This window comes from Streptomyces sp. NPDC088707 (assembly GCF_044752725.1).
Lineage (GTDB): Bacteria > Actinomycetota > Actinomycetes > Streptomycetales > Streptomycetaceae > Streptomyces.
In genome coordinates this window covers 242,473-266,060 of record NZ_JBIVLV010000010.1, presented here as the reverse complement: position 1 = coordinate 266,060, position 23,588 = coordinate 242,473, and the positions used below count along the sequence as shown (strand labels likewise).

At 72.5% G+C, this 23,588-nt stretch carries 17 protein-coding genes and 1 tRNA gene; 7 read left to right on the top strand and 11 right to left on the bottom strand.

Annotated features, from left to right (window positions below):
- Positions 1–26 precede the first annotated feature (26 nt).
- The 3 genes from mfd to ACIP84_RS28645 all read right to left on the bottom strand — a co-directional run bounded on the left by mfd (position 27) and on the right by ACIP84_RS28645 (position 7,224).
- On the bottom strand, positions 27–3,566 hold the full coding sequence (gene mfd / locus ACIP84_RS28655; RefSeq protein WP_401801541.1) for a transcription-repair coupling factor: 3,540 nt from the start codon (positions 3,564–3,566) through the stop codon (positions 27–29).
- A gap of 302 nt (positions 3,567–3,868) precedes the next feature.
- A complete protein-coding gene (locus ACIP84_RS28650; RefSeq protein ID WP_401801538.1) occupies positions 3,869–6,439 on the bottom strand; it encodes an ABC transporter permease in 2,571 nt (856 codons plus the stop codon).
- Complete coding sequence (locus ACIP84_RS28645) at positions 6,436–7,224, bottom strand: ABC transporter ATP-binding protein (RefSeq protein WP_401801535.1); 789 nt, start codon at positions 7,222–7,224, stop codon at positions 6,436–6,438. Before ACIP84_RS28645 ends, ACIP84_RS28650 begins: the two co-directional genes overlap by 4 nt.
- A gap of 191 nt (positions 7,225–7,415) precedes the next feature.
- On the opposite strand from ACIP84_RS28645, the gene ACIP84_RS28640 reads away from it, so the two are divergent.
- Positions 7,416–8,951 (top strand): MFS transporter, encoded by a 1,536-nt coding sequence (locus tag ACIP84_RS28640; protein ID WP_401801532.1) that lies wholly within the window; start codon positions 7,416–7,418, stop codon positions 8,949–8,951.
- Positions 8,952–8,972: 21 nt separating this feature from the next.
- Here the strand turns inward: ACIP84_RS28640 and ACIP84_RS28635 are convergent, their stop codons facing one another.
- Together ACIP84_RS28635 and ACIP84_RS28630 are read right to left on the bottom strand one after the other, a co-directional pair.
- A complete protein-coding gene (locus tag ACIP84_RS28635) occupies positions 8,973–9,161 on the bottom strand; it encodes a DUF397 domain-containing protein (protein WP_401801529.1) in 189 nt (62 codons plus the stop codon).
- Positions 9,158–10,018, bottom strand: a complete 861-nt coding sequence (locus tag ACIP84_RS28630) for a helix-turn-helix domain-containing protein (protein ID WP_401801527.1) — start codon at positions 10,016–10,018, stop codon at positions 9,158–9,160. Before ACIP84_RS28630 ends, ACIP84_RS28635 begins: the two co-directional genes overlap by 4 nt.
- Positions 10,019–10,121: 103 nt before the next feature.
- Between ACIP84_RS28630 and ACIP84_RS28625 the strand changes: the two genes are divergently transcribed.
- On the top strand, positions 10,122–10,610 hold the full coding sequence (locus ACIP84_RS28625) for an ATP-binding protein (RefSeq protein WP_401801524.1): 489 nt from the start codon (positions 10,122–10,124) through the stop codon (positions 10,608–10,610).
- A 52-nt stretch (positions 10,611–10,662) separates the two neighbouring features.
- On the opposite strand, the gene ACIP84_RS28620 is transcribed toward ACIP84_RS28625, so the two are convergent.
- The 5 genes from ACIP84_RS28620 to ACIP84_RS28600 form a co-directional block, all read right to left on the bottom strand.
- A complete protein-coding gene (locus ACIP84_RS28620; RefSeq protein WP_401801521.1) occupies positions 10,663–12,963 on the bottom strand; it encodes an FG-GAP repeat domain-containing protein in 2,301 nt (766 codons plus the stop codon).
- Positions 12,964–13,034: 71 nt separating this feature from the next.
- Entirely contained in the window at positions 13,035–13,415 is a 381-nt protein-coding gene (locus ACIP84_RS28615) for a VOC family protein (protein ID WP_355967275.1), read from the bottom strand.
- Positions 13,416–13,514: 99 nt separating this feature from the next.
- Complete coding sequence (locus ACIP84_RS28610) at positions 13,515–14,393, bottom strand: cellulose-binding protein (protein WP_401801519.1); 879 nt, start codon at positions 14,391–14,393, stop codon at positions 13,515–13,517.
- Positions 14,394–14,563: 170 nt separating this feature from the next.
- Complete coding sequence (locus ACIP84_RS28605; protein WP_401801516.1) at positions 14,564–17,272, bottom strand: SUKH-4 family immunity protein; 2,709 nt, start codon at positions 17,270–17,272, stop codon at positions 14,564–14,566.
- A 7-nt stretch (positions 17,273–17,279) separates the two neighbouring features.
- On the bottom strand, positions 17,280–18,278 hold the full coding sequence (locus ACIP84_RS28600; protein WP_355967286.1) for an SMI1/KNR4 family protein: 999 nt from the start codon (positions 18,276–18,278) through the stop codon (positions 17,280–17,282).
- A 267-nt stretch (positions 18,279–18,545) separates the two neighbouring features.
- Between ACIP84_RS28600 and ACIP84_RS28595 the strand changes: the two genes are divergently transcribed.
- Both ACIP84_RS28595 and ACIP84_RS28590 read left to right on the top strand, forming a co-directional pair.
- Positions 18,546–19,061, top strand: a complete 516-nt coding sequence (locus ACIP84_RS28595; protein ID WP_355967289.1) for a YwqJ-related putative deaminase — start codon at positions 18,546–18,548, stop codon at positions 19,059–19,061.
- 10 nt (positions 19,062–19,071) lie between these two features.
- A complete protein-coding gene (locus tag ACIP84_RS28590) occupies positions 19,072–19,563 on the top strand; it encodes an SUKH-3 domain-containing protein (RefSeq protein ID WP_355967292.1) in 492 nt (163 codons plus the stop codon).
- On the opposite strand, the gene ACIP84_RS28585 is transcribed toward ACIP84_RS28590, so the two are convergent.
- Positions 19,526–20,872 carry a sensor histidine kinase gene (locus tag ACIP84_RS28585; protein WP_401801512.1) on the bottom strand — a complete coding sequence of 449 codons (1,347 nt, stop codon included), beginning with the start codon at positions 20,870–20,872 and terminating at the stop codon, positions 19,526–19,528. The two genes, ACIP84_RS28590 and ACIP84_RS28585, sit on opposite strands and share 38 nt — an antisense overlap.
- A 115-nt stretch (positions 20,873–20,987) precedes the next feature.
- On the opposite strand from ACIP84_RS28585, the gene ACIP84_RS28580 reads away from it, so the two are divergent.
- The 3 genes from ACIP84_RS28580 (at position 20,988) to glmU (ending at position 23,538) form a co-directional block, all read left to right on the top strand.
- Positions 20,988–21,860: a hypothetical protein gene (locus ACIP84_RS28580; protein WP_401801509.1), complete on the top strand. Its 873-nt coding sequence runs from the start codon at positions 20,988–20,990 to the stop codon at positions 21,858–21,860.
- A gap of 11 nt (positions 21,861–21,871) precedes the next feature.
- Positions 21,872–21,942, top strand: a tRNA-Gln gene (locus ACIP84_RS28575).
- Positions 21,943–22,104: 162 nt separating this feature from the next.
- Entirely contained in the window at positions 22,105–23,538 is a 1,434-nt protein-coding gene (gene glmU, locus ACIP84_RS28570; RefSeq protein WP_355967301.1) for a bifunctional UDP-N-acetylglucosamine diphosphorylase/glucosamine-1-phosphate N-acetyltransferase GlmU, read from the top strand.
- The last annotated feature ends 50 nt before the right edge of the window (positions 23,539–23,588 follow it).

Here is a 23,588-nt window from a genome sequence, read left to right as displayed (position 1 = left end):
CTCGGCGCACCCCCGGCCCGCTCTCCCTACGACCCCAGGATCGTCGTCAGGAACTCCCCGGTCCACGCCAGCAGTTCACGGCCCACCACCGGCTTCCCGCCGATCTTGCCCGACGTCGGACGCGGCACCAGGATCTGGTGGACGGCCGGCTTGATGACGGTCCGCGGATAGAGCCGCTTCAGCCTGAGCTCCTGCGACTCGCGCAGCTCCACCGGCGCGAAGCGGATGTTCGGGCCCTGCAGGACGATCTCGCCGACGCCGCAGGCCCGCGCCAGCATGCGCAGGCCCGCCACCAGGAGGAGGTTCTCGACCGGTTCCGGCAACTTGCCGTAGCGGTCGGTGAGTTCCTCGCGGACCGCCCTGATGTCCTCCTCCGAGTTCGCCGAGGCGATCGAGCGGTAGGCCTGGAGGCGGAGCCGCTCGCCCGGGGCGTAGTCGTGCGGCATGTGGGCGTCGACCGGGAGCTCGATCTTGACCTCCAGCGGGGCCTCCTCCTCCACCCCGCCGTCCATCTGCGCCCGGTAGTCCGCGACGGCCTCGCCGACCATCCGGACGTACAGGTCGAAGCCGACGCCCGCGATGTGGCCGGACTGCTCGCCGCCGAGCAGATTGCCCGCGCCGCGGATCTCCAGGTCCTTCATCGCCACGTACATGCCGGCGCCCATCTCGGTGTGCTGGGCGATCGTCGCGAGCCGCTCGTGCGCGGTCTCGGTGAGCGGCTTCTCCGGCGGGTACAGGAAGTACGCGTAGCCGCGCTCCCGGCCACGGCCGACGCGGCCCCGCAGCTGGTGGAGCTGCGAGAGGCCGAAGTTGTCGCCGCGCTCGACGATCAGGGTGTTGGCGTTGGAGATGTCGATGCCCGACTCGACGATGGTCGTCGAGACGAGGACGTCGAACTTCTTCTCCCAGAAGTCGACGACGACCTGCTCGAGGGCCGACTCCGACATCTGGCCGTGGGCGGTCGCGATCCGTGCCTCGGGGACGATCTCGCGCAGCCGCGCCGCCGCCCGGTCGATCGAGTCGACCCGGTTGTGGATGTAGAAGACCTGGCCCTCGCGCAGGAGTTCACGCCGGATCGCGGCGCCGATCTGCTTCTCCTCGTACGGCCCCACGAAGGTGAGGACGGGGTGGCGCTCCTCCGGCGGGGTGGTGATGGTCGACATCTCGCGGATGCCGGTGACCGCCATCTCGAGCGTACGGGGGATGGGGGTGGCCGACATGGTGAGGACGTCGACGTTGGCGCGGAGCTTCTTCAGCTGCTCCTTGTGCTCGACGCCGAAGCGCTGCTCCTCGTCGACGATGACCAGGCCCAGGTCCTTGAACTTCGTCTCGGAGGCGAACAGGCGGTGGGTGCCGATGACGACGTCGACCGAACCCTCCCGCATGCCCTCCAGGGTCGCCTTCGCCTCCGTGTCGGTCTGGAAGCGGGACAACGCCCGTACCTTCACGGGGAACTGGGAGTACCGCTCGGAGAAGGTTCCGAAGTGCTGCTGCACGAGCAGCGTCGTCGGGACGAGGACCGCGACCTGCTTGCCGTCCTGCACCGCCTTGAAGGCCGCGCGGACCGCGATCTCCGTCTTGCCGTAACCCACGTCGCCGCAGATCAGACGGTCCATGGGGACGGTCTTCTCCATGTCCTCCTTCACCTCGGCGATGGTGGACAGCTGGTCGGGCGTCTCCGCGTACGGGAAGGCGTCCTCCAGCTCGCGCTGCCACGGGGTGTCCGGGGCGAAGGCGTGCCCGGGGGCCGCCATCCGCGCCGAGTACAGCTTGATGAGGTCGGCCGCGATCTCCTTGACGGCCTTCTTCGCGCGCGCCTTCGTCTTCGTCCAGTCCGCGCCGCCGAGCCGGTGCAGGGTCGGCGCCTCGCCGCCCACGTACTTGGTGACCTGCTCCAGCTGGTCCGTCGGGATGTACAGCCGGTCGCCGGGCTGGCCGCGCTTGGCGGGGGCGTACTCCACGAGGAGGTACTCACGGGTCGCGCCCTGCACGGTCCGCTGGACCATCTCCACGTACCGGCCGACACCGTGCTGCTCGTGCACGATGTAGTCGCCGACCTCCAGGGTCAGCGGGTCGATGGTCTTGCGGCGCTTGGCCGGCATCCGCTGGCCGTCCTTGCCGGCCGCCTTCTGGCCGGACAGGTCGGTCTCGGTGAGGACGGCGAGCTTGAGGGCCGCGTCGACGAAGCCGTAGTCGATGGAGCCGGTCGACACGTGGACGACGGACGGGGAGATCTCCGTCAGGTCCGCGTCGAGACGGGCCGCGATGCCCTCGCCGCCGAGGACCTCGACCGTACGGGTCGCGGGGCCGTGGGCCTCCGTGACGTAGACCGTGCGCCAGCCGTCGGCCAGCCAGCCCTTGGTGTCGGCGAGCGCGCGTGCGGTGTCGCCGCGGTACGACTCGGGGGCGTGCATCCCGAGCGTGAGGGTGTCCCCGTCGGCGCCTTCGGCCGTGGCGTCCGCCGCGAACGGCGACACCGACCACCAGGACATCCCCAGCTCGCGCGCCCGGTCCCGGACGTCCGCGATCCCCCACAGGGAGGCCGCGCCGACGTCGATCGGGGCCTCGCCGCCGCCGGCCGTGGCCGCCCACGAGGCCTGGAGGAACTCCTGGCTCGTGGCGACGAGGTCCGAGGCCCGGGTCCGCACCCGCTCCGGGTCGCACACCACGGCCATGGCGCCCTTCGGCAGGACGTCGAGCAGCAGCTCCATGTCGTCGACGAGGACCGGCGCGAGGGACTCCATGCCCTCGACCGCGATCCCCTCCGCGATCTTGTTGAGGAGCTCGCCCAGCTCGGGGTGCTCCTCGGCGAGCGCCGCCGCCCGCCCCCGTACGTCCGCGGTGAGCAGCAGCTCGCGGCAGGGCGGCGCCCAGAGCCCGTGCTCGGCCACTTCGAGGGACCGCTGGTCGGCGACCTTGAAGTACCGGATCTCCTCGACGTCGTCGCCCCAGAACTCGATCCGGAGCGGGTGCTCCTCGGTCGGCGGGAAGACGTCCAGGATGCCGCCGCGCACGGCGAACTCGCCGCGCTTCTCGACCAGCTCGACCCGGGAGTAGGCGGCGGCCGCCAGGCCCTCCACGATCTCGTTCAGGTCGGCCGTCTGGCCGCTCCGCAGCGCCACCGGCTCCAGGTCGCCGAGGCCCTTGACCTGCGGTTGGAGCACGGAGCGGATGGGCGCGACGACGACGCTCACCGGGCCGGCCGCCGGGTCGTCGTCCCGCGGGTGCGCGAGCCGGCGCAGTACGGCGAGACGGCGGCCGACGGTGTCGGAGCGGGGCGAGAGCCGCTCGTGCGGCAGGGTCTCCCAGGAGGGGTACTCGACGACCGTGTCCGGGTCGAGCAGGGACCGCAGCGCGGCGGCGAGGTCCTCGGCCTCCCGCCCGGTCGCGGTCACCGCGAGCACCGGCCGCCCCGAGTCCCGGGCGAGCGCGGCGACGGCGAAGGGCCGGGCGGCGGCGGGACCGACCAGGTCCACGTGCGGGCGGTTCCCGTCGGCGGCGGCCTGCACCGCCTCGGCGAGGGCCGCGTCCTTGACGACGACATCGAGCAGACCGTGCAGGCTCATGAAGCTTTCCATCCCGAGGGGTGACGGGGGCGGGCAACGCGAACAGCCCGACACGTCGCACGGGCCGGGGTGTCCAGCCTACGACGCGCCACGGACACCCGCCTCCGAAGCCCGCCGGTCCGCCCCCGTGCGGCCCTCCGCCCCACCCCCGTGTGGGCGGAGAGCCGCACCTCGGCCCGTACGGGCCGCCGCCCCGCCCACCGCCGTGTGGGCAATCGTCCCGCTGGGGCGTGGGGGCGGCAGCGCGCCCCGGGGCGTGGGCAGGGGCCCCGGGGCGTTCCGCTCCGAGGCTTCCGCCCTCGCTATTCGCTCGCGATCGCGTTCAGGACGTTCATCCGGCCCGCCCGGAAGGCGGGGACCAGCGCCGCGAACAGTCCCACGAAGGCCGAGCCGACGAAGACCGTCAGGATCGTCGGCCAGGGGATCTCCAGGACCCCGAGGCCCTCAAGCGCGAGGAGCTTCTGGGCCGCCGTGCCCCAGCCCATGCCCAGGCCGAGCCCGAGCAGCGCGCCGAACAGGGCGATCACCACCGACTCCAGGCGGATCATGCGGCGCAGCTGGCGGCGGGAGAGGCCGATGGCCCGCATGAGGCCGATCTCCCGGGTCCGCTCGACGACCGAGAGGGCCAGGGTGTTCACGACACCCAGGATCGCGACGACGATCGCCAGGGCGAGGAGCCCGTACACGATGTTGAGCAGCTGTCCGACCTGGTCCTGCAGTTGTTCCTTGTAGTCGGCCTGGTTGCTCACCTTGTACTGCGGGTACGGCACGAGCGCGTCCTTGAGGGCCTGGTAGGCCTCGGTCTCCTGGCCGTCCTCGGCGCTGGCGAGCAGGAGCAGGCTCTGCGGCATGCGGTCGGCGGGGACGTACTCGGCGAGGGTGGTGACGTTGGTGTACATCGCCCCCTTGTCGACCTGCCCCGTGTCCGCGGTGATCGCCGCGACCTTCAGCTTCGCCTTCTCGCCGCCCTTGAACGCGACGGTCAGCACGTCGCCGACCTTCACCCCGTGCTCGGTGGCGTAGTCGCTGCCGACCGACATCGCGCCCTTGCCGTACGCGTCGGTGAGGGTGCCCGCGGTGGTCTCCCGGCGCAGGTCCTTCACGTACGACGGTTCGGTGGCGGCCAGGTCGGCCGTCGTGGTCCTGCCGCGCGGGTCGGTGACGGTGGCGTCGACCCACCGGTACTCGGTGACGTGGTCCAGGCCCGGTGCCTTCTCCAGGGCCGCCTGGGCCTGCGGGACGATCGGCTGTCCGGTGCCGGACTGGACGATGAAGTCGGCGCCGACGGACCGGTCCAGCTCGTCGGTGGCCGAGGCGACCATCGAGGAGCCGACGACGGACAGGGCGGCGACGAGCGCGAGGCCGATCATCAGGGCCGCGGCGGTGGCGCCGGTGCGGCGCGGGTTGCGGAGCGCGTTCCGCTCGGCCATCCGGCCGACCGGGCCGAAGATCCGCAGGACGACGACGCCCAGGGCGCGGACGACCGCGCCCGCGAGGAGCGGGCCGACGACGACGAAGCCGAGGAGGGAGAGGAGGACGCCGAGGCCGAGCCAGAGGGAGCCGGGGCCGGCCTCCTCGGCGCGGGCCGCCGCCACGAGCGAGGCCGCTCCGGCGGCGCTGAGGGCGAGGCCGATGCCGCCGCGGATCCGGCCGGCCCTGCCGTCGGCGGGGGTGCCCGCGTCGCGGAGGGCTGCCATCGGGGAGATCTTCCCGGCGCGGCGGGCCGGGATGTAGGCGGCGAGGACGGTGACGACGATGCCGAGGACGAGGCCGACGGCCGGGGTCGTCCACGTGACGGTGAGGTCGTCGGTGGAGAGCTCCATGCCGATCGAGGACATGAGCTTCATCAGTCCGACGGCGAGTCCGACGCCGGCGGCGACTCCGGCGACGGAGCCGAAGAGGCCGAGGAGCAGCGCCTCGATGAGGACGGAGCGGTTCACCTGCTTGCGGCTGGAGCCGATGGCCCGCATGAGGCCGATCTCGCGGGTGCGCTGGGCGACGAGCATCGAGAAGGTGTTGACGATGAGGAAGATGCCGACGAGGAAGGCGATCCCGGCGAAGCCGAGCATCGCGTACTTCATGACGTCGAGGAAGCCGGCGACGTCCTCGCGGCCCGCGTCGGCGGCCTCGGCGGCGGTCTGCAGCGTGTAGCCGTCGCCGATCGAGGCGGCGATGCTCGCCTTGAGGGCGTCGTCGCCGACCCCGGTCTTGGCGTCGGCCGTGATCTGGGTGAACAGGCCTTCCTTGCCGAGGAGTTCGCGCTGTGCGACGGGCGTCTCGAAGTAGACGACGGTGGCGCCCGGGTTGGTGACCTTGAACTCGACGATGCCGGAGATCTTCGCCGTGAAGTCACCCACGACGGAGATCGTCCGCAGTTCGTCGCCGAGCTTCAGGCCGTGCTTCTCGGCGGTGTCGCCGTCGACGACCACCTCGGTGGGGCCGCGCGGCTCGTGGCCGGAGGCCATCTCCACCGAACGGAGCTCGTTGGGGCTCCAGTTGACGGCGATGGTCGGGGCACCGCTGGTGGGCCCGACGTTCTTGTTCTTCGCGTCGACGACGGTGACGCCGGTGGAGACGACCGCGCCCTGCGCGGCCTGGACGCCTTCGGTCTTGCGGACCTGCTCGACCAGCGACGCGGGGAAGGACTCGGGGCGGCCGCCCTGGGGCACGTCGCCGGGGTCGGTGTTCCTGGGGCTGACGGTGACGTCGGAGGCGGTCGACGCGAAGAGCTTGTCGAACGTCGTGTTCATGGTGTCGGTGAACACGAGGGTGCCGCTGACGAACGCGACGGACAGCAGGACGGCGATGGCGGAGAGCGCCATGCGTCCCTTGTGCGCGAAGAAGTTGCGCAGCGAGGTCTTCAGGACGCTCATGACGTCCGCCCGCGCGCGTCGAAGTCCTTCATACGGTCGAGGACGGCGTCGGCGGTCGGCCGGAGCATCTCGTCCACGATCCGTCCGTCGGCGAGGTAGAGGACCCGGTCCGCGTAGGAGGCGGCGACCGGGTCGTGGGTGACCATGACGATCGTCTGGCCCAGCTCGTCGACCGAGGTGCGGAGGAACCCGAGGACCTCGGCGCCGGCCCGCGAGTCCAGGTTTCCGGTCGGCTCGTCCCCGAAGATGATCTCGGGCCGGGCGGCGAGGGCGCGGGCCACGGCCACGCGCTGCTGCTGGCCGCCGGAGAGCTCGTTGGGGCGGTGCTTGAGGCGCTCGGAGAGACCGACGGTGTCGACGACCCGGCGCAGCCACTCGGCGTCGGGCTTGCGGCCCGCGATGTCCATCGGCAGCGTGATGTTCTCGATGGCGCTCAGGGTCGGCAGCAGGTTGAACGCCTGGAAGATGAAGCCGATCCGGTCCCGGCGCAGCTGCGTGAGCTTCTTGTCCTTGAGCCGGGTGATCTCGGTCTCGTCGAGGAAGATCTCGCCGCTGGTGACGGTGTCGAGGCCGGCGAGGCAGTGCATCAGGGTCGACTTGCCGGAACCCGAGGGTCCCATGATCGCGGTGAACTGTCCGCGGGCGATGTCGACGTCGACGGAGTCCAGCGCGACGACCCGGGTCTCCCCGGAGCCGTACGCCTTGACGACCTGACACGCCCGCGCGGCGACGGCCGTAGCCCCTCCAGTACCCCCGTGCCTGGGGATGGTCACAGCCGTGGTCACGGTTTTCTCCTAGGAGCAGTGGGTGGGTTTGTAAGTTCAAGTTAAGGAGCCGGAACGGTTGTTCTCCTCCTCCGCCGGGACGAAGCGCCCCTGGCCCGTATGGGGGAGATGCCCCTAGGGGTTCCTCCACCCGTGGTCGTGGTGGGACCCTGACCCGGATCATTTAGGTGTATGAAGAAAGGAATGCTGCGGTGACGGAGCCGAACGTGAAGGGGGTCGCGACCGCGTCACCCACCACCCCAGCCACCCGCCGCGGCCCCGTCGTGGCCGCCCTCATGCTTGGCATGGGGCTCGCCGCCATCGACGGCACGATCGTGTCCACGGCCGTCCCCCAGATCGTCGGCGACCTCGGCGGACTCACCGTCTTCTCCTGGCTGTTCTCCGGCTATCTCCTCGCCGTCACGGTCACCCTGCCGGTGTACGGGAAGCTCAGCGACACCTTCGGCCGCAAGCCGGTCCTGATCGCCGGGGTCGTCCTCTTCCTCATCGGCTCCCTGCTGTGCGCGGCCGCCTGGAACATGGCCTCCCTCATCGCCTTCCGCGTCGTCCAGGGCCTCGGCGGCGGCGCGCTCCAGGGCACGATCCAGACGATCGCCGCCGACCTGTACCCGCTGAAGGAACGCCCCAAGATCCAGGCGAAGCTCTCCTCCGTGTGGGCCGCTTCCTCGGTCGCCGGCCCGGCGGCCGGCGGGCTCCTCGCGGGGTACGCGGACTGGCGCTGGATCTTCCTGATCAACCTGCCGGTGGGGGCGGTGGCGCTGTGGCTGATCGTCCGCCACCTGAAGGAACCGGCCCGCACCACGCCACGCGCGCGCGTACGCATCGACTGGGCGGGCGCGCTCGCCGTGTTCGCCACCGGGGCCCTGCTCCTGACCGCGCTGGTCCAGGGCGGTGTCGCCTGGCCCTGGCTGTCGGCCCCGTCCCTGGGACTCCTGGCCGGGTCGGCCGTCCTCGGCGCGGTCACGGTCTTCGTGGAGCGGCGCGCGGCGGAACCGATCATCCCCGGCTGGGTCTGGCGCCGCCGCACGATATCCGCCGTCAACCTCGCGCTCGGCGCGCTGGGCCTGCTCATGGTCGCGCCGACGGTCTTCCTGCCGACGTACGCGCAGTCCGTCCTCGGACTCGGGCCGATCGCGGCCGGGTTCGTCCTCTCGGTGATGACCCTGAGCTGGCCCATCAGCGCGGCGTTCTCGAACCGCGTCTACGGCCGGATCGGCTTCCGCCAGACGGCCGTCATCGGCATCTCACTGGCGCTGCTGCTGCTCCTGGCCTTCCCGTTCCTCCCGTTCCCCGGGGAACCCTGGCAGCCCGCACTGATCATGCTGCTCCTGGGTGCGGCGCTCGGCCTCTTCCAACTGCCGCTGATCGTGGGCGTGCAGTCGACCGTCCCGTACGAGGAGAGGGGCACGACCACCGCGTCGGTCCTCTTCTGCCGCCAGGTCGGCCAGAGCGTGGGCGCGGCCCTGTTCGGCGCCGTGGCGAACGCCGTCCTGGCCGCCCGCCTGGGCGGCGGCGACCTGGACACGCTGTCGCGCGCGCTGGACGCACCCGACTCGCTGACGGCCGGGGCCATGGACGGTCTGCGGCGCGCGGTCGACGCGGCGGTCGACTACGTCTTCGTGGGCGCGGCGGGGGCGGCGGCCCTGGCGCTCCTGGTCCTGCTGACCCTGGCGCCCCGCCGCTTCCCGGTCCTGGAGGAGGGGGAACGGCGGAGCGCGGAGGGCTGACACGTACAAGCGGCGGTTGTACTACTCCGCCGAGGCGAGCCCGACGAAGCCGGCCCAGGCGTCGCGCGACAGGGTGAGGGCGGGCCGGGCCACGTCCTTGGAGTCACGCACGTGGACGGCTCCCGCGCGGGTCGCGACCTCGATGCACTGGCCGCCTTCAGTTCCGCTGTAGCTGCTCTTGAACCAGGCGAGGGGCTCAGCGTTGTTCATAGCTCTCCCAGCAACTTCTCGATGAACTCCAGCGACTCTCGCGGGGTGAGAGCCTGTGACCGGATGATCCCATAGCGCGCGGCAGCAAGAACGGTCTGCTCCGGGTCGGTTGCCAACGAGCTGGTGTTCTGCGCCTCGACATACAGGAACTTCCTGCCGTCCTTGCGCGTGACGACCGTGAACGGGCCATTCACCCCGGCGTTGTCCTCGCAGTCGGTAGGCATGATCTGCAGCTCGACGTTCCGTCGCTCGCCGATCAGGAGCAGGTGTTCCAACTGCCCACGCACCACCCTCTTGCCTCCGTACCGGTGCCGTAGCACCGACTCGTCCATGACGAAGCCGAGTAAAGGGGCTGGGCGTCGGTCGAAGATGTCCTGCCGGGCCAGTCGGGCCGTCACCCGCTGCTCGATCGTCTCCTGATCCAGCGGTGGGCGCCGCATATCCAGGAGCGCCCTCATGTACTCCTCGGTCTGGAGCAGGCCGTTGACCATCATCGTGTCGTACACCAGCAGCTCTATCGCCTGCTTCTCCAGCTGCGCCATCCCCTGGAAGAACGCCGGATACTGCGCCCTCTCCAGCTGGTCCTTCCACACCCGCAACAGTCCACCGGCATCCAGCACTTCATCGGCCCGGTCGATCGCACGCGGCGGTGGGATCCGGCGGCCCTGTTCGAACGAGGCGATGGTCGAGGCCGAGTAGCCCAGCCGCTTGCCGAACTCCTCCCGCTCCATCCCCGCCCGCACCCGCAGCGTCTTCAGGCTCTGCCCGAACGCCGCCACGACGCCCTGTCCGGACCTGTCCGCCGTCTGGCCGCCCTCCGCCCCATCCGCCTCGGGCTCCGCCTGCTCGTCCGCCATCGCACCCCACCTCTCGTACCGGCACCGACACCCCACGTACAAGACAACCGCGTCAGTGCGTCACCACTGGTCACGCTACGCCACCAAGAGGAGCGTGGGAGGCATGACGAGCAACAACCTCAGCCCCACCGGCATCACAGAACTCCCCTGCTTCTCGCCCTACTTGGAGAGCAGGTTCTTCGCCCTTCGGTTCACGTCCACCGCCCGGGGCGCCCGGCTCGCGCGGCGCCTCGTCGCGGTCCGGCTGGACGAGTGGGGTGTCGCGTACGGGACCGGCGCGCACGAGACCGTCGTCCTCGTCGCCGCCGAGCTGGCGACGAACGCCGTACGGCACGGGCACGTGCCGGGGCGGGACTTCCACCTGGACCTGCGCGTCACCGACGGGCCGCCGCCCGTCGCGCGGGTCGAGGTGACCGACACCCGCGCGGAACGCGTACCGCCCCGGCCCGGACAGCTCGCCGGCCCCCGTCCGGAACTGTCGGACGGGGGCCGGGGGTTGCTGCTCGTCGACGCGCTGGCCGACCGGTGGGGCTGGTGCCCGAGGCTCGGGGCGCCGGGCAAGACGGTGTGGGCGGAGTGCGCCCTCACCTGAGAGGGGCCGGTCCGTGGATCCGGCTCGGCCCCCGTCGTACGGCCGGATGCGCCTAGAAGACGACGTCGTACCGGGCCCAGCTGGTGGCGTTGCTCTTCACCCCGGCCTTGAGGGGTGCCTTCCAGTCCCCGGTCCCGGGGTAGAAGGTCGTGCCCCAGTCGGACGCGGTCGGCGTTCTGGCGGCCATGAGGTCGGCGTGTCCGTCGCCGTTGGCGTCGCCGACGCCGACGAGGTCCAGGAATCCGTCCCAGCCTCCCCCGACCTGGTTGCGAGCGGCGAAGGTGCCGTCGCCCTTCCCCAGGTACAGCCAGAGGACGCCGTCCTTGTCCCGGGCGAGGAGGTCGCCGGCGGGGCCGCCGGCGAAGTTCCCGACGGCCGACAGCTCGTTGTAGACGCCCCAGCCGCCTCCCACCCGCTTGGCGGAGGAGAAGGGCGCCCCGGCGTTCCCGGTGCCCGCGTAGAGCCACAGGACGCCGGACTTGTCGGTGGCGAGGAGGTCGGGCCGCCCGTCGCCGGTGACATCGCTGCCGGCCGCGATCCGGTCGTACGCCTGCCAGCCGCCGCCGATGCGGGTGCGGCCGGAGAGGGGCTGCGCCCGGTCGCCGTTGCCCTGGTACAGCCAGAGGACTCCGGCCGTGTCGCGGGCGAGGACGTCCGGCCATGACGTGCCCGCGATGTTCCCGGCCGCCTCGATCCGGTCGTAGGTCTGCCAGCCTCCGCCGATGGAACCCCAGGTGGTGCTCTTGACCGAACCGCCGACCGCGATCGGCTGGGTCTGGAAGCCGCGCAGCAGACCGCCCGGCTCCCGGGCGAACAGGTCCATGCCGCCGTCCCCGTCGAAGTCGTGCGGCATCGGGGGCCGCTCGACGGTGAACCGGCCGGAGGTGACCAGGTCGGGCCCGATCCCCTCCTCCGGCTCCACCGTGATCTCCCACTCGTACTCGCCGGAACGGGCCGGGGTCAGCAGGCCGTCCGGGCGGTCCAGGTCCTTGCCGTCCCAGTGCCAGGTGACCCGGCGCGGTGTCCCGTCGACGCCGTCGGCGGGGGCGGGCCACGACGTGAAGATCGACCGCCCGGAGCGGAGGTGCTTCAGGCTGACCTGTACCGTCGCGTCCCCCCGGGACAGGTCCCAGCTGAAGTCGATCCCTCCCGCGAGGTCCTCGCCGGTGAGGGCCCCGGGCAGGCTGGAGCCGGTGAGGGTGATGACGGTCGACTGCGCCGTCGACGCGACCAGCTCGACATCGGGCCGCCCGCCGTCGGCGCGCGGCGAGATCCGGTAGAGGCCCTCCCCGTGCTCGGGGGTGCCGCCGCGGACGAGGAGGCTGCCGCCGGGACCGGCGACGGCGGAGGAGAACGCGGTGAGGGCGACGGACGTCTCGCCGGTCTCGATCGACTGAAGGGTGAACGGCCGCGCCGTCGGGTGGGACCGGCCGCCGCTGTCCGCGTCGATGTGGGCCTTCTGCCCGGTCGCCAGCCAGCCCCCGACGAGGTACAGCGGGTCGCTCACGTCGGGCGTCGGGATCCACCGCTCGCCGGACTTCCCCCGCAGGTGGGCGACGATGCCGTGGCCTGAGAGACGCGACTCGCGCCAGGCCACGTGCGTGGCGGAGACGGCGCCCTGCCCGGCGTACTCGTTCTCCATCTGCAGGTACGTCGGCCGGTCGGTCGAGGCGAGGTCGACGAGGACCTTGGCGGAGGTCCGTTCGGAGATCCAGCAGTCGTAGAGCGCCGCTCCGGTGTCGGTCCAGCCCTCGTCGCCCGGGTAGCAGGCGATCCCCGGCCCGCCTTCGAGCCGGCGGACCTTCGCGGTGCCGTTCTCGATGGTGGCGCCGTACTGGTTCCACTGCTCGCCCTCCTCCAGCGAGAGCAGGAGGGTGCCGCCGGCCATGCCCGCGAGGCGGTGGCCGCCGAGGGCTTCGAGGTCGACCGCCACCGGCTTCGCGGCGGCCGTGGCGGGAGTCGACAGGTCGTGGACCGCCAGCCGGGTGTTGGCGTAGCCGTCGGGCAGCTCGCCGGTGACGACGAGGTCCGTGCCGCCGCCGATCGCGTACGCCCCGGGCAGCACGATCGAGGAGCCGTCCGCGTACCAGGTCCAGCGGAACTCCGGCGAGGCGCCGCGGGTCTTCGACAGGAAGCCGCTCGGGCCCGCGCCGACGACGTCGGCGTTGCGCGGGAACGCCACGGGGGCCTGCTGGTCCTCCTGCGCCGCCGCGGGCGCGGGCGCGGCCGTGGCCGGGAGCGCGGTGAGCGTGCCGCCCGTGGCGGCGAGGACGATGGTGACGGCGGCGGCCGCGAGACGGCGGCCGCGCGTGCGTGTGACGTGCGTGCGGGTGTGCATGCGAGTGATGTGCATGATCTTGAGATCCCTCCCCTGGGAAGAGGGAGGCTAGCCGACACACCGCCCCCGGTCGCCACCGGCCTCCGTCACGCCCCCGGCCGCCTCCGGGGCGAGACGCAGAACGGGTGCCCCGCCGGGTCCAGGACCACCCGCCACAGGTCGGGGCGCGGTTGCGCCTCCGGCACGGTGGCGCCCCACTCCACGAGCCGGGCCACCGCCTCGTCCAGGTCGTCGACGTCGAAGTCGAGGTGCAGCTGCTGCGGCACGTCCTGGCCGGGCCAGGTCGGCGGGCGGTGGCCGTCGACCCGCTGGAAGCCGAGGAGCAGTCCGTGCTCACCGCCGCCCACCCCCGCGAACTCCCCGTCCGAGCGCTCGTGGAGCGGCAGCCCGGTGGCCCGGTGGTAGAAGTCGGCGAGGGCCAGGGGGTCGGCGCAGTCGAGATTCACCGCCGTCGGTCGCATCAACATGTCGGGCAGTTTAGGCAGTTGGGGTGGGGTGGGGTGGGGTGGCGTGGGGTGGGGTGGGGTGGGGACGGGCCGGGCCCGGCTCCCCGAAGGCCGGGGCCGCTACTCCTCGTCCTCGCCCGTCGCCCCCGCGCGGCCCGTCAGTGCCGCCAGCGAGTCGCGGATGTGGTCCATGTGGCCGTGGATCTCGTCCCGGGCCTCCTCGTGCTCCCGCAGCACCCGCTCCGTCTCGCGCTCGACCCGCTCCGCCTTCATCCGGGCCTCCGCGAGCAGCCCGGCGGCCCTCGCCTCCGCGTCCTCCTGGCCGTGCCGGGCCTGCTCCTCGGTCTCCGCCAGGGACCGCTGCGCCTCCGCGAGCCTCGACTCCGCCGCGGCGGTCAGCTCCCCGTGGTGGGCGTCCAGGGCCGTCGCCCGGCCCTCCGCCGTGCGGTCCGCCTCCTCCCGTACGGCCTTCTGCTCCGCGTCCTGCTCCGCGAGGAGGTCCGCCGCGCGGCGCTCGGTCTCCTCGAAGGCCTCCCGCGCCCCGGTCAGCAGCTCCTCCGCCTCGCGCCGCGCCTCCGTCGTGAGCTCCTCGGCCCGCGCCCGCGCCGTCGCCAGGGTCGCGCCCGCCGCCGCGTCGGCCGCCGACCGGACACCCTCCGCGTACGCCCGCGCGGCCTCCGCCGCCTCCCGGCCCGCCGCCTCCGCCGCTTCCGCGAGGGACTGCGCCTCCGCCTCGGCGGCCCGTACGAGCGTCTCGTCCTCCAGCTCCGCCAGCTCCAGGATCTTCCCCGCCCGGTCGCCGAGCGCCTCGTACCGGTGCGGCACCAACGCCTCGACGGCCGCGCGCAGCCGGGCCGCCTCGGCCTCCATCTCCTTCGCGAGGACGGTGAGCCGCGCGGCCCGCTCCCAGGCGGCGTCACGGTCCCGGGCGAGCGCGGCGAGATGGCGGTCGACCTGCTCGGGCCGATACCCGCGCCCCCGTCCGACAGCGAAACTCATCCCTGGCGCCCCTTCCCTGTGCCCGACCCGAACGTCCAGGATGCTGCATCAGAACGGACAAAAGACGCCCAACGTGCATACACGTCGAGCGCCTTTCATCACATTCTGTCCAGCAGAGTCTGTCCAGCGGCACCTGCGGGAAACCCCGGCCCCACCTTCCGCAGAACCTTCTACAGAAGCCCGTCCCACATCTGCTCGAGCAGCACCGACCACCAGTTCTCCGGCGACGACAGCGCCGCCGGGTCCAGCATCGCCAGCTGCGCCTGGAAGTCGACCGTCCAGCGGCCCGCCTGCTCCGGGTTCAGCCCGAACCTCAGCCGCCACATCCGGCCGAGCAGCGCCATCGCGCGCGTGAACTCCGGCAGCCCGGTGTTCACGAACTGCGGCGGCACCGGCTGCCCGCCGGGACCGGCCTCCACCGGCACCGCCACGATGTGCGCGGTCCCGTACTGGACGCAGATCGCCCGGCCGAAGTCCGAACCGAGCACCAGGTACGAACTCGCGTCCGGCGCGGCCTGGACCTGCCGCTGCGCCGCGAGCTCCGCCAGCGTCGGCACCACCGGCACCGCGGGCTGCGCCCAGAAGAACGGCCCGAAGTCCGCCGGCAGACCCGCCCACACCAGCGTGCGCGCCACCAGCTCCGGCACACCCTGCCGCGACACGGCGCGCTGGTCGAAGCGGAGGATGCCGGGACCGAACGCCCCGGCCAGCTCCTGCGCGATCGCCTCCGGCGGAACCGGCGGCGCCGGCTGCACCTGCGGCAGCGGGGCCCGTACCGGCGCCGGCCGCGCGGGACCGTCCGCGACCTGGTGCAACTCGCCCTGATGGGTGAGGAGTTGCCGCATCCCCTGCTGACGGCCCGCGTGATCACGGCCGTACGGGGCGATGCTGGTGATCCGCGCCTGCGGCCAGGTCTCCCGGATCATCCGCGCGCAGTAACCACCGGGCAGCTCACAGGACTCCAGCTCCGTGTGCAGCTCGAGCACCTGCTGCGGCGGCACGTTCATCGCGCGCAGCTCGTGCAGGATCTGCCACTCCGGATGCGGGGTGCCCGGCGCCGAACGCCGGATGATCTGCGCCTCCGAACCGTCGGGCGCGCGATAACGCAGCACCGCCTGGTAGCCGGGACCGACCGTCGGCGCACCCGCCGGCTGCGGATACCCGTACGCGGGGGGTACGGCCCCGGGCACGGGACCCGGAACCGGACCGGGTACGGGACCCGGCGCGGGCGGCGGCGCGTGACCGCCGTGCAGCGGCGGCGGCGGAGCCGGCGGCCCCGGGGGCTGCGGCGCCGTCGGACCGGCCGGACCCGGGTGGGCCAGCATCGTCGCGGCGTGCTCGATGCCGCCCGCGGTCCCACCGGGCACACCCGGCGGCGGCGGGGGCGGCGGCGGGGCGCCAGGACCGCCCTGGTTCGGGTGCGCCAGCATCGTCGCCGCGTGGTGCACGGGCTGCGGCGGCGTCGGCGGACCGGGCGGCGCCGGGGCCGGCGGCGGACCGGGCGGACCCGGCTGCGCGGGCGGCCTGAGCCCCTCGGGGCCGAGCTGCGACACCAGCTGGGTCGGGATGTACGCACCGGCACCCGACGAACCACCGGGGACACCCGGGGCTCCCGGCGGCGGCGGGGGCGCCGCCGGACCGCGTCCGCTCTTCGGCGGCAGCGCGGCCTTGCTGGTCGCCGCGTCCGCGATGTCCCGGGCGCCCGGCGCCGAGGGCGCGGGCGCGGGAGGCGGCGGCGCGCCGGGGCCGGCGGCCTGCGGAGGCGCGGGAGCGTGAGGCGCGGACGGCACGGACGGTGCGGGCGGCCCCGCCGGAGCACCGCCCGGCGGCGGCGCGGACGGGTCGAGCCGCGGCGCCACGGCGGTCGGCGGCAGCGCGCTGCCACCCTTCATCAGGGCGGTCGGCGCGTCGGCCCCCACCTGCGGCGGCGGAGTGTCCTCGTCGTCCGTCCCCGACAGCGCCGGCGCGAACACCGTCGCGGGCAGCGGCACCGCGCCGTCGGCACCACCGGAACTCGCGTTGGCATCGGCCCACGGACTCGGCGCGGGCGGCGGAGTCGGCGCGGGTACGGGACCGGGCGCCGGCACGGGCACGGGCGGAGCCGGCGGCGCGACCGGAGGCCCGGCCGGGGCGACGGGGGCCGCAACGGCGGAAGCAGAGGCCGCCGGAGCCGGGATCACCGGCGCCGGGGCGACCGGCGCCGGCGCGACCGGAGCCAGCGCGACCGGAGCCGGCGCGACCGGCGCCGCCGGGGCCGAGGCCGGACCCACCGGCGCCGCGAGAGCCGAAGCCGCACCCGGCGTCCCCGCCGGAACCCCGTCCATCGCGGTCGGCTCGTACGCGACGCCACCCGCCACCGCGGACACCCCCGCACCATCCGACGCGGAGGACGACGAGGCGACCGAGGCCGACGGCCCCGTCTCCGACGCCGCCACCGGCTCCGACGCGTCGTCCGCCGACGCCGTCGAACCCCCGCTCTCCTGCGACGCGTGCGGCTCCTTCGGCAGCCCGATCCGGTCCGCCGCGTCCTGCAGCCACTCCGGCGGACTCAACAGGAACGACGTCTGGTTCAGATCGATCCGCGCCGCCGGCACCGCCGCCTGCGCCGGAACCTCCTCCGACGTCCCGTACTCCTCCTCGTACCGGCGGATCACCTCACCCACCGGCAGCCCCGGCCACAGCGTCGCCTCACCGCTGTCCCGGGCGATCACCAGCCGCTGACGCCCGCCGTCCGACGTCGGACCGCCCTCACGGTCCTCCGCCCACACCACGAACCCCAGCTCGAACTCCCGCACCCGCACCTCACGATGCTGATACGACGGCAGGTCGCCGTTGATCCATTCCTCGGCGCGCTCCTGCGCCTGCGCGAACGTCACCACAGCCCACTCACTCCCCCACCGGGACGACCGGCACCGCACGCGCGAAACCGCCGTCCACCATCAGGTTCGCCACCGTCTCCAGCTCCGGCGGATTGCCCGCGAGCCGCTGCAGAAAAGCGTCGAAGTCCGCACCACAGGGCAGCAGCAGCCGCTCCACCCGCTCACCCACCGACCAGCCCGCCGCCACCTCGCCGGAGTCCCGGGCGTCGTCGTACGCGCAGAACCACACCGAACCGACCCCCCCACCCCGCACCTTGAGCGCGATCAGACCGCCCTGGACGAACGCCACACCCAGGTAGTCCTTGGTCAGATGGTCACGGAGACACTTGTTGACGTAGACGAGGTCGTTGACCCCCGCCTCCTCCCGCACCGTGAAGAACGGCTGGTCGACCAGCAGCCCCAGCTCCGCGTCGAGCGCCGCACCCACCGGGGCGCACCCGCCGGCCGCCCGCAGGAACGAGCGGTACGCGCCCGGAAGCCGGTAGCCGAGATCCTCCTCGACCCCCTGAAGCTGCTGCTCCGACACCGACACCAGACCCTTCGGCAGTCCGAAGTGCACCGGCCGGGTCTCCTGCAACGGGCGCGTGCCCCGCTTCATGTGGTCGACGGCGGCCGTCGCCACCCCGCCGTGATGGCGCAGCAACGCCTTCACCTCGACCGGGACCAGCTCCATCCGACGACTGCGGGCCACGTGATGCCAGGTCCACCCGTGCGGCGTCGCCACCGACGGAATCGTGTCCCACAACTCATGACCGGTCGCCGCCATCGCCGCGTTCGCCGACACATAGTCCGTGAGCCGCAGCTCGTCGACACCGAAACCCTCCGGCGGGTCGGCGATCTCCGCCGCCGCGCGCGCGTACGGCGAGAAGTCCGGATGACCGAACTCGTCCACCCGCACCCCCCGCGGATGCCGGGAGGCCCGGACCGGATCCGGGAAGTGCACGACCTGCCCGGCATAGGCCGCGTTCGGTGGCGCGGTGTCCTGCCCGAGCCGACCTGTCGTCATGGCGGTTGCCCCCTGCACTGGCGTCGCTGACTGCTACTACCCGCAGCCACTGGCTGCTCCTGACTGATGCCGCACAGCCTATGCGCTGGCACAAGAGCCCGAACCGGCCCGATCCGACGGTGACCAACTGTCACGACGCCATGACAGGTGCACCATGATTCCGACACACCGAAGCCGCGTTTCGGCGCCCCAGCTTCCCCATATGGCTCCCTATTTGGCAGGCTGTCCACGCAACTCGGGGGATTGCAGGAGGGGAAGACCAGCACCATGCACGCAGCACCGACACCCACACAGGGTGACCCACGCCTCAACTGGAGCAGCAGCGCCGACACCACACGCGCGCCCTTACTGCGTCAGCGCCGCGACGGCATCCTCCCCACCGTCGGGGCCGCCCTCTCCGTCCGCGGCGAGACGACCCTCACCTGCACCGCCGGCCGCGGCGACCGGCCGCCCGCCCTGCACGCCCTCGTCCAGGACTTCCTGGACACCCTCACCAGCGGCCAGCGCGAACGCTTCACCGGACGCTGCCCCGAGGCGATCCTGCTCTCCCGGCACCTCACCGCCACCGAGAACGCCCGCTCCAAACGCGCCCAGCGCAAACCGCTCACACCCGGCGAAGCCCGCCGCTCCCTCAAACACGCCAAGCTCACCGCGCGGCACATCCGCGAGGACGGCGACCCCCTGCACGGCGGCTACGCCGCACCCTGCCGCTCCTGTACGGCGATGCTCGCCCACTTCGGCGTCCGCACCGTCGACCCCACCACGCCTGACGAGAACGGCTGACCGCACGCTCATGCCCGACCACCTCAGCACCACCCGGTTCCCGGTCAACGTCGACGCCGCCCTCCGCGAAGCCGGCTGGCAGCCCGGCCGCTGGGACATCAAGCTCGCCGAAGAATGGGCCGACACCCTGCGCGCCCACCTCTCCCCCGCGGGGCACCGGCACAGCGTCTTCCCCGCCGTCGTCGAGGCCTGGGCCGAGTTCGGCGGCCTGCGGATCACCGCACCCGGCCACGGACGACAGATAGCGCCCGCGGCCGTCCGCTTCGACCCACTCGCCGGACTCCACCTCTCCCGCACCCTCGGAGACCTCGGCCGCGCCCTGGACACGGAACTCGCGCCACTCGGCGAAGAGGGCGACCACCAGGCGATCCTCGCCATGGACATGGAGGGACGGGTCTACAGCCTCGACCACGCCGGCGACTGGTACCTCGGCAAGGACATCGACACGGCGCTCTCGACCCTCGTCACAGGCGCACAGCCGACCCGCCTGACGGCGGGGTGACCGCCGGCAGCACCGCCGACACCTTGAACCCGCCCGCGTCGGTCGCCCCGGAGACGAACACCCCGCCCAGCCGCAGCACGCGCTCCCGCATACCGACGAGCCCGTTCCCGCCACTCGGCAGCCGCACGTCGGCGACGCCCGCGTCCGAAGGACACGGACCGTTCTCCACCTGCATCGCGACCTCGGCCCCCCGATGCGCGAGCCGCACCACGACCTCCGCGCCCGCCGCGTGCTTGTGGACGTTCGTCAACGCCTCCTGCACCACCCGGTACGCCGTGCGCTCCACCTCCGGCGGATAGGCCCGCGCGTCACCGATGACGACCAGCTCCACCACCGCCCCGGCCAGCCGGGACTGCTCACACAGCCCCTCCAGCGCCTCCAGCGACGGCCCGTCCTCCGCGGCGGCCTCGGCGGCCGCGGCGGCAGCCCGCCCCACGGCCGCCAACGGCACGGGAACGGGGGCCACCGGAACGGTCCCCTCCCGCAACACCCCCAGCATCTCCCGCAGCTCGGTCAACGCCTGCCGCCCCATGTCACCCACCAGGGCGGCGTTCCGCACGGCCTTCTGCGGATCCTTCAACGCCACCGCCTGCAGCGCCGCCGCGTGCACCACCATCAGCGACACCCGGTGCGCCACCACGTCGTGCATCTCACGGGCGATCCGCGTCCGCTCCTCCTGCCGCGCCCACTGCGCCCGCTGCTCCGCCCGGTCCGCGAGGAGCGACAGCTCCTGCTCCAGGCTGTCCGCCCGCTCCCGCAGACTCTCCATGAGCCGGCGGCGCGCCCCTATGTAGAGGCCGAAGAGCAGCGGCGGCGCGTTGAGCCCGAGGGTCATGAAGACCGCGACGACCGGCACGTACCAGCCACTGGGGTCGATCTCGGGCTGCCCGACGTCGGCCTGGGCGAGGTCCTGGCGCATCCGCACCGCGGTCACGACGAACACGGCGACCGTCGACATGCCGGCGAGCAGGGCGGTGATCCGCCGGGGCACCTCGGAGGCGGCGAGCGTGTACAGCGCGACGATCCCCATGAGGAAGCCCATCTCGGCGGGCGTCACCGCGATCGACACGAGCACGACCACGAGGGGCCACCGGCGCCGCACGAGCAGCACGGACCCGACGATCAGCCCGAACAGCGCCCCGACGGGCACGGGCAGCGAGGCCTGCTCGGCGAACCGCACCCCTTCGAACGCGCACTCGACGGCGGACACGAGGGCGAGCCCTCCATCGAGCACGGCACTCCGCCGTCTCCCCCACCACCACCAAGTCCCGACGCCCACGGCGTCCCGGTCTGCCCCCGTTGCGGTCATACCCACCACCCTACGGGCGAGCCCCGACGTCAACGCCTGGGACACCAGTCCCCCGAACTGCTGAATCGCTCGGACTTTCGACCCGGACGTCCGCATTCCGGACGAGGGTTCTCACATGACAGCCGACACCAGCAAGTACGCGGACTTCGAGAACCTGCGAGAGCAGGCGGTCGCGCTCCGCCGCGAAGGACTCAGCCGCCGCCGGATCCGGGACCGCCTCCACGTCGACAACAACGACATCCTCAACCGCCTCCTCGAAGGCGAGCCGCCACCGGACTGGACGAAGCGCCCCAACGCCAAGGACGACCTGCGCGACAGGGCGAGGGAGCTACGCCTGCAAGGCATGACCTACGACCAGATCCAGGTGGAACTGGGCTGCTCGAAGAGCTCGATCTCGCTGTGGGTACGAGACCTGCCGAAACCCGAGCGGAAACGATCTCGCGAGGAGGCGTCCGTGATCGCCCGCCGAGGGTGGGAACCGACCATGCGCCGCCGCGAGGAGGAGCGGCGAGCCGCCAAGGGCACCGCCGCCGAAGCGATCGGCGCGATGTCGGAGCGCGAGCTCTTCCTGCTGGGGGTGGGGCTCTACTGGGCGGAAGGCACCAAGGACAAGCCGCACGCCCGCCGGGAGCGCGTGACGTTCGTGAACAGCGACCCTGGGATGATCCAGGTCTTCACCGCCTGGCTGGACCTCCTCGGCGTCGAACCGGCACGCCGGAGGTACTACGTGATGATCCACGAGACCGCCGACGTGGCGGCCGCCGAGCAGTACTGGAGCGGTCTCGTGGGTGTCGACTCCGCGGCGTTCAACAAGACGACCCTCAAGCGCCATAACCCCCGGACCAACCGCAAGAACGTGGGCGGCGGGTATCACGGCTGCCTCACGATCCAAATCCTCGGCAGCGCCGATCTGTACCGTCGCATCGAGGGGGCCTGGTGCGGCATAGTAGGGGCGGTCCGAACTCCCCACACAGGAAGTCGGACATAGAGGGCGAACCATCCCGGATCGTCTAAGGGCAGGACAAATGGTTTTGGTCCATTGAATGAGGGTTCGAATCCTTCTCCGGGAGCCTCTGCAGCGGGTCCTGACCGTCATGGTCAGGACCCGCACTCATGTCCGCCACCCTGCCCCCCGGTATCCTTCGTGCGTCCACCACCCAAAGCCGAAGGGCATTCCCGTGAGCGCCACCCGCCCCCAAGTTCTCGGCTCCGCTCGAACAGGGGAGGCCCCCTTGGCAGCCGTCGTCGTCCTCGCAGCGGGTGAGGGCACCCGCATGAAGTCGAAGACCCCCAAGGTCCTCCACGAGATCGCCGGGCGCTCGCTCGTCGGGCATGTCGTCTCCGCCGCCCGGGAGTTGGAGCCCGAGCACCTCGTCGTGGTCGTCGGGCACGCCCGCGAGCTGGTGAAGGGGCACCTGGAGGAGCACTACGCCGGGACCCGCACCGCCGTCCAGGAGGAGCAGAACGGCACCGGGCACGCGGTGCGGATGGCCCTGGAGGAGCTCGGGCAGGCGCCCGAGGGGACCGTGGTCGTCGTCTGCGGCGACACCCCGCTGCTGTCCGGCGAGACGCTGCGCGCCCTCGCCGACGCCCACGCCGCCGACGGCAACGCCGTCACCGTGCTGAGCGCCGAGGTCCCGGACTCCACCGGGTACGGGCGGATCGTGCGGGACCCGGCGACCGGGGCCGTGACCGAGATCGTCGAGCACAAGGACGCCTCCGACGAGCAGCGGGCGATCCGGGAGATCAACTCCGGCGTGTTCGCCTTCGACGGGCAGCTGCTCGCCGACGCCCTCGGCAAGGTCCGGACGGACAACAGTCAGGGCGAGGAGTACCTCACCGACGTGCTGAGCATCCTGCGCGAGGCCGGGCACCGCGTCGGCGCCTGCGTCGCCGGGGACCACCGCGAGATCCTCGGGATCAACAACCGGGTACAGCTCGCCGAGGCCCGCGCGCTGTTGAACCGGCGGCTGATCGAGCGGGCCATGCTCGCCGGCGTGACCGTGCTCGACCCCGCGTCCGTCTTCGTGGACGTCACCGTGACGTTCGAGCCCGACGCCGTCCTCCTGCCCGGTACGCAGCTCCTCGGGGCGACGCACATCGGCGAGGACGCCGTGGTCGGCCCGAACACGCGCCTGAAGGACACCCGTGTCGACAAGGGTGCCCGGGTGGACAACACCGTCGCCGACTCCGCCGTCATCGGCGAGGGCGCCTCCGTGGGGCCGTTCGCGTACCTCCGTCCGGGCACGAACCTCGGCCGGAAGTCCAAGGCCGGCACGTACGTCGAGATGAAGAACGCGACGATCGGCGAGGGCACGAAGGTCCCCCATCTGTCGTACGTGGGCGATGCCACGATCGGCGAGTACACGAACATCGGCGCGGCGAGCGTCTTCGTGAACTACGACGGTGAGGCGAAGCACCACACGACGATCGGGTCGCACTGCCGGACCGGGTCGGACAACATGTTTGTGGCTCCCATCACGATCGGGGACGGCGCGTACACCGCGGCGGGGTCCGTGATCACGAAGGACGTGCCGGCCGGCTCGCTCGCCGTCGCCCGGGGCCAGCAGCGGAATATCGAGGGTTGGGTGGCCCGGAAGCGTCCCGGCAGCGCTGCCGCGCAGGCCGCTCAGGCCGCCTCGGAGGACTCCGCCGGCGAAAGCTGACCGGAAACGGGTACGTCGAACTCGGCGTACCGTGATACGTGCACACAAAT

What these genes read in the sequence shown, in the direction of transcription:
- ACIP84_RS28580 (WP_401801509.1), top strand. Translation starts at nt 20,988, where the DNA reads ATGACAGCCGACACCAGCAAGTACGCGGACTTCGAGAACCTGCGAGAG.
- ACIP84_RS28595 (WP_355967289.1), top strand. Translation starts at nt 18,546, where the DNA reads ATGCACGCAGCACCGACACCCACACAGGGTGACCCACGCCTCAACTGG.
- ACIP84_RS28650 (WP_401801538.1), bottom strand. Translation starts at nt 6,439, where the DNA reads ATGAGCGTCCTGAAGACCTCGCTGCGCAACTTCTTCGCGCACAAGGGA.
- ACIP84_RS28625 (WP_401801524.1), top strand. Translation starts at nt 10,122, where the DNA reads ATGACGAGCAACAACCTCAGCCCCACCGGCATCACAGAACTCCCCTGC.
- ACIP84_RS28585 (WP_401801512.1), bottom strand. Translation starts at nt 20,872, where the DNA reads ATGACCGCAACGGGGGCAGACCGGGACGCCGTGGGCGTCGGGACTTGG.
- ACIP84_RS28615 (WP_355967275.1), bottom strand. Translation starts at nt 13,415, where the DNA reads ATGTTGATGCGACCGACGGCGGTGAATCTCGACTGCGCCGACCCCCTG.
- ACIP84_RS28620 (WP_401801521.1), bottom strand. Translation starts at nt 12,963, where the DNA reads ATGCACATCACTCGCATGCACACCCGCACGCACGTCACACGCACGCGC.
- ACIP84_RS28630 (WP_401801527.1), bottom strand. Translation starts at nt 10,018, where the DNA reads ATGGCGGACGAGCAGGCGGAGCCCGAGGCGGATGGGGCGGAGGGCGGC.
- ACIP84_RS28600 (WP_355967286.1), bottom strand. Translation starts at nt 18,278, where the DNA reads ATGACGACAGGTCGGCTCGGGCAGGACACCGCGCCACCGAACGCGGCC.
- mfd (WP_401801541.1), bottom strand. Translation starts at nt 3,566, where the DNA reads ATGAGCCTGCACGGTCTGCTCGATGTCGTCGTCAAGGACGCGGCCCTC.
- ACIP84_RS28610 (WP_401801519.1), bottom strand. Translation starts at nt 14,393, where the DNA reads ATGAGTTTCGCTGTCGGACGGGGGCGCGGGTATCGGCCCGAGCAGGTC.
- ACIP84_RS28635 (WP_401801529.1), bottom strand. Translation starts at nt 9,161, where the DNA reads ATGAACAACGCTGAGCCCCTCGCCTGGTTCAAGAGCAGCTACAGCGGA.
- ACIP84_RS28590 (WP_355967292.1), top strand. Translation starts at nt 19,072, where the DNA reads ATGCCCGACCACCTCAGCACCACCCGGTTCCCGGTCAACGTCGACGCC.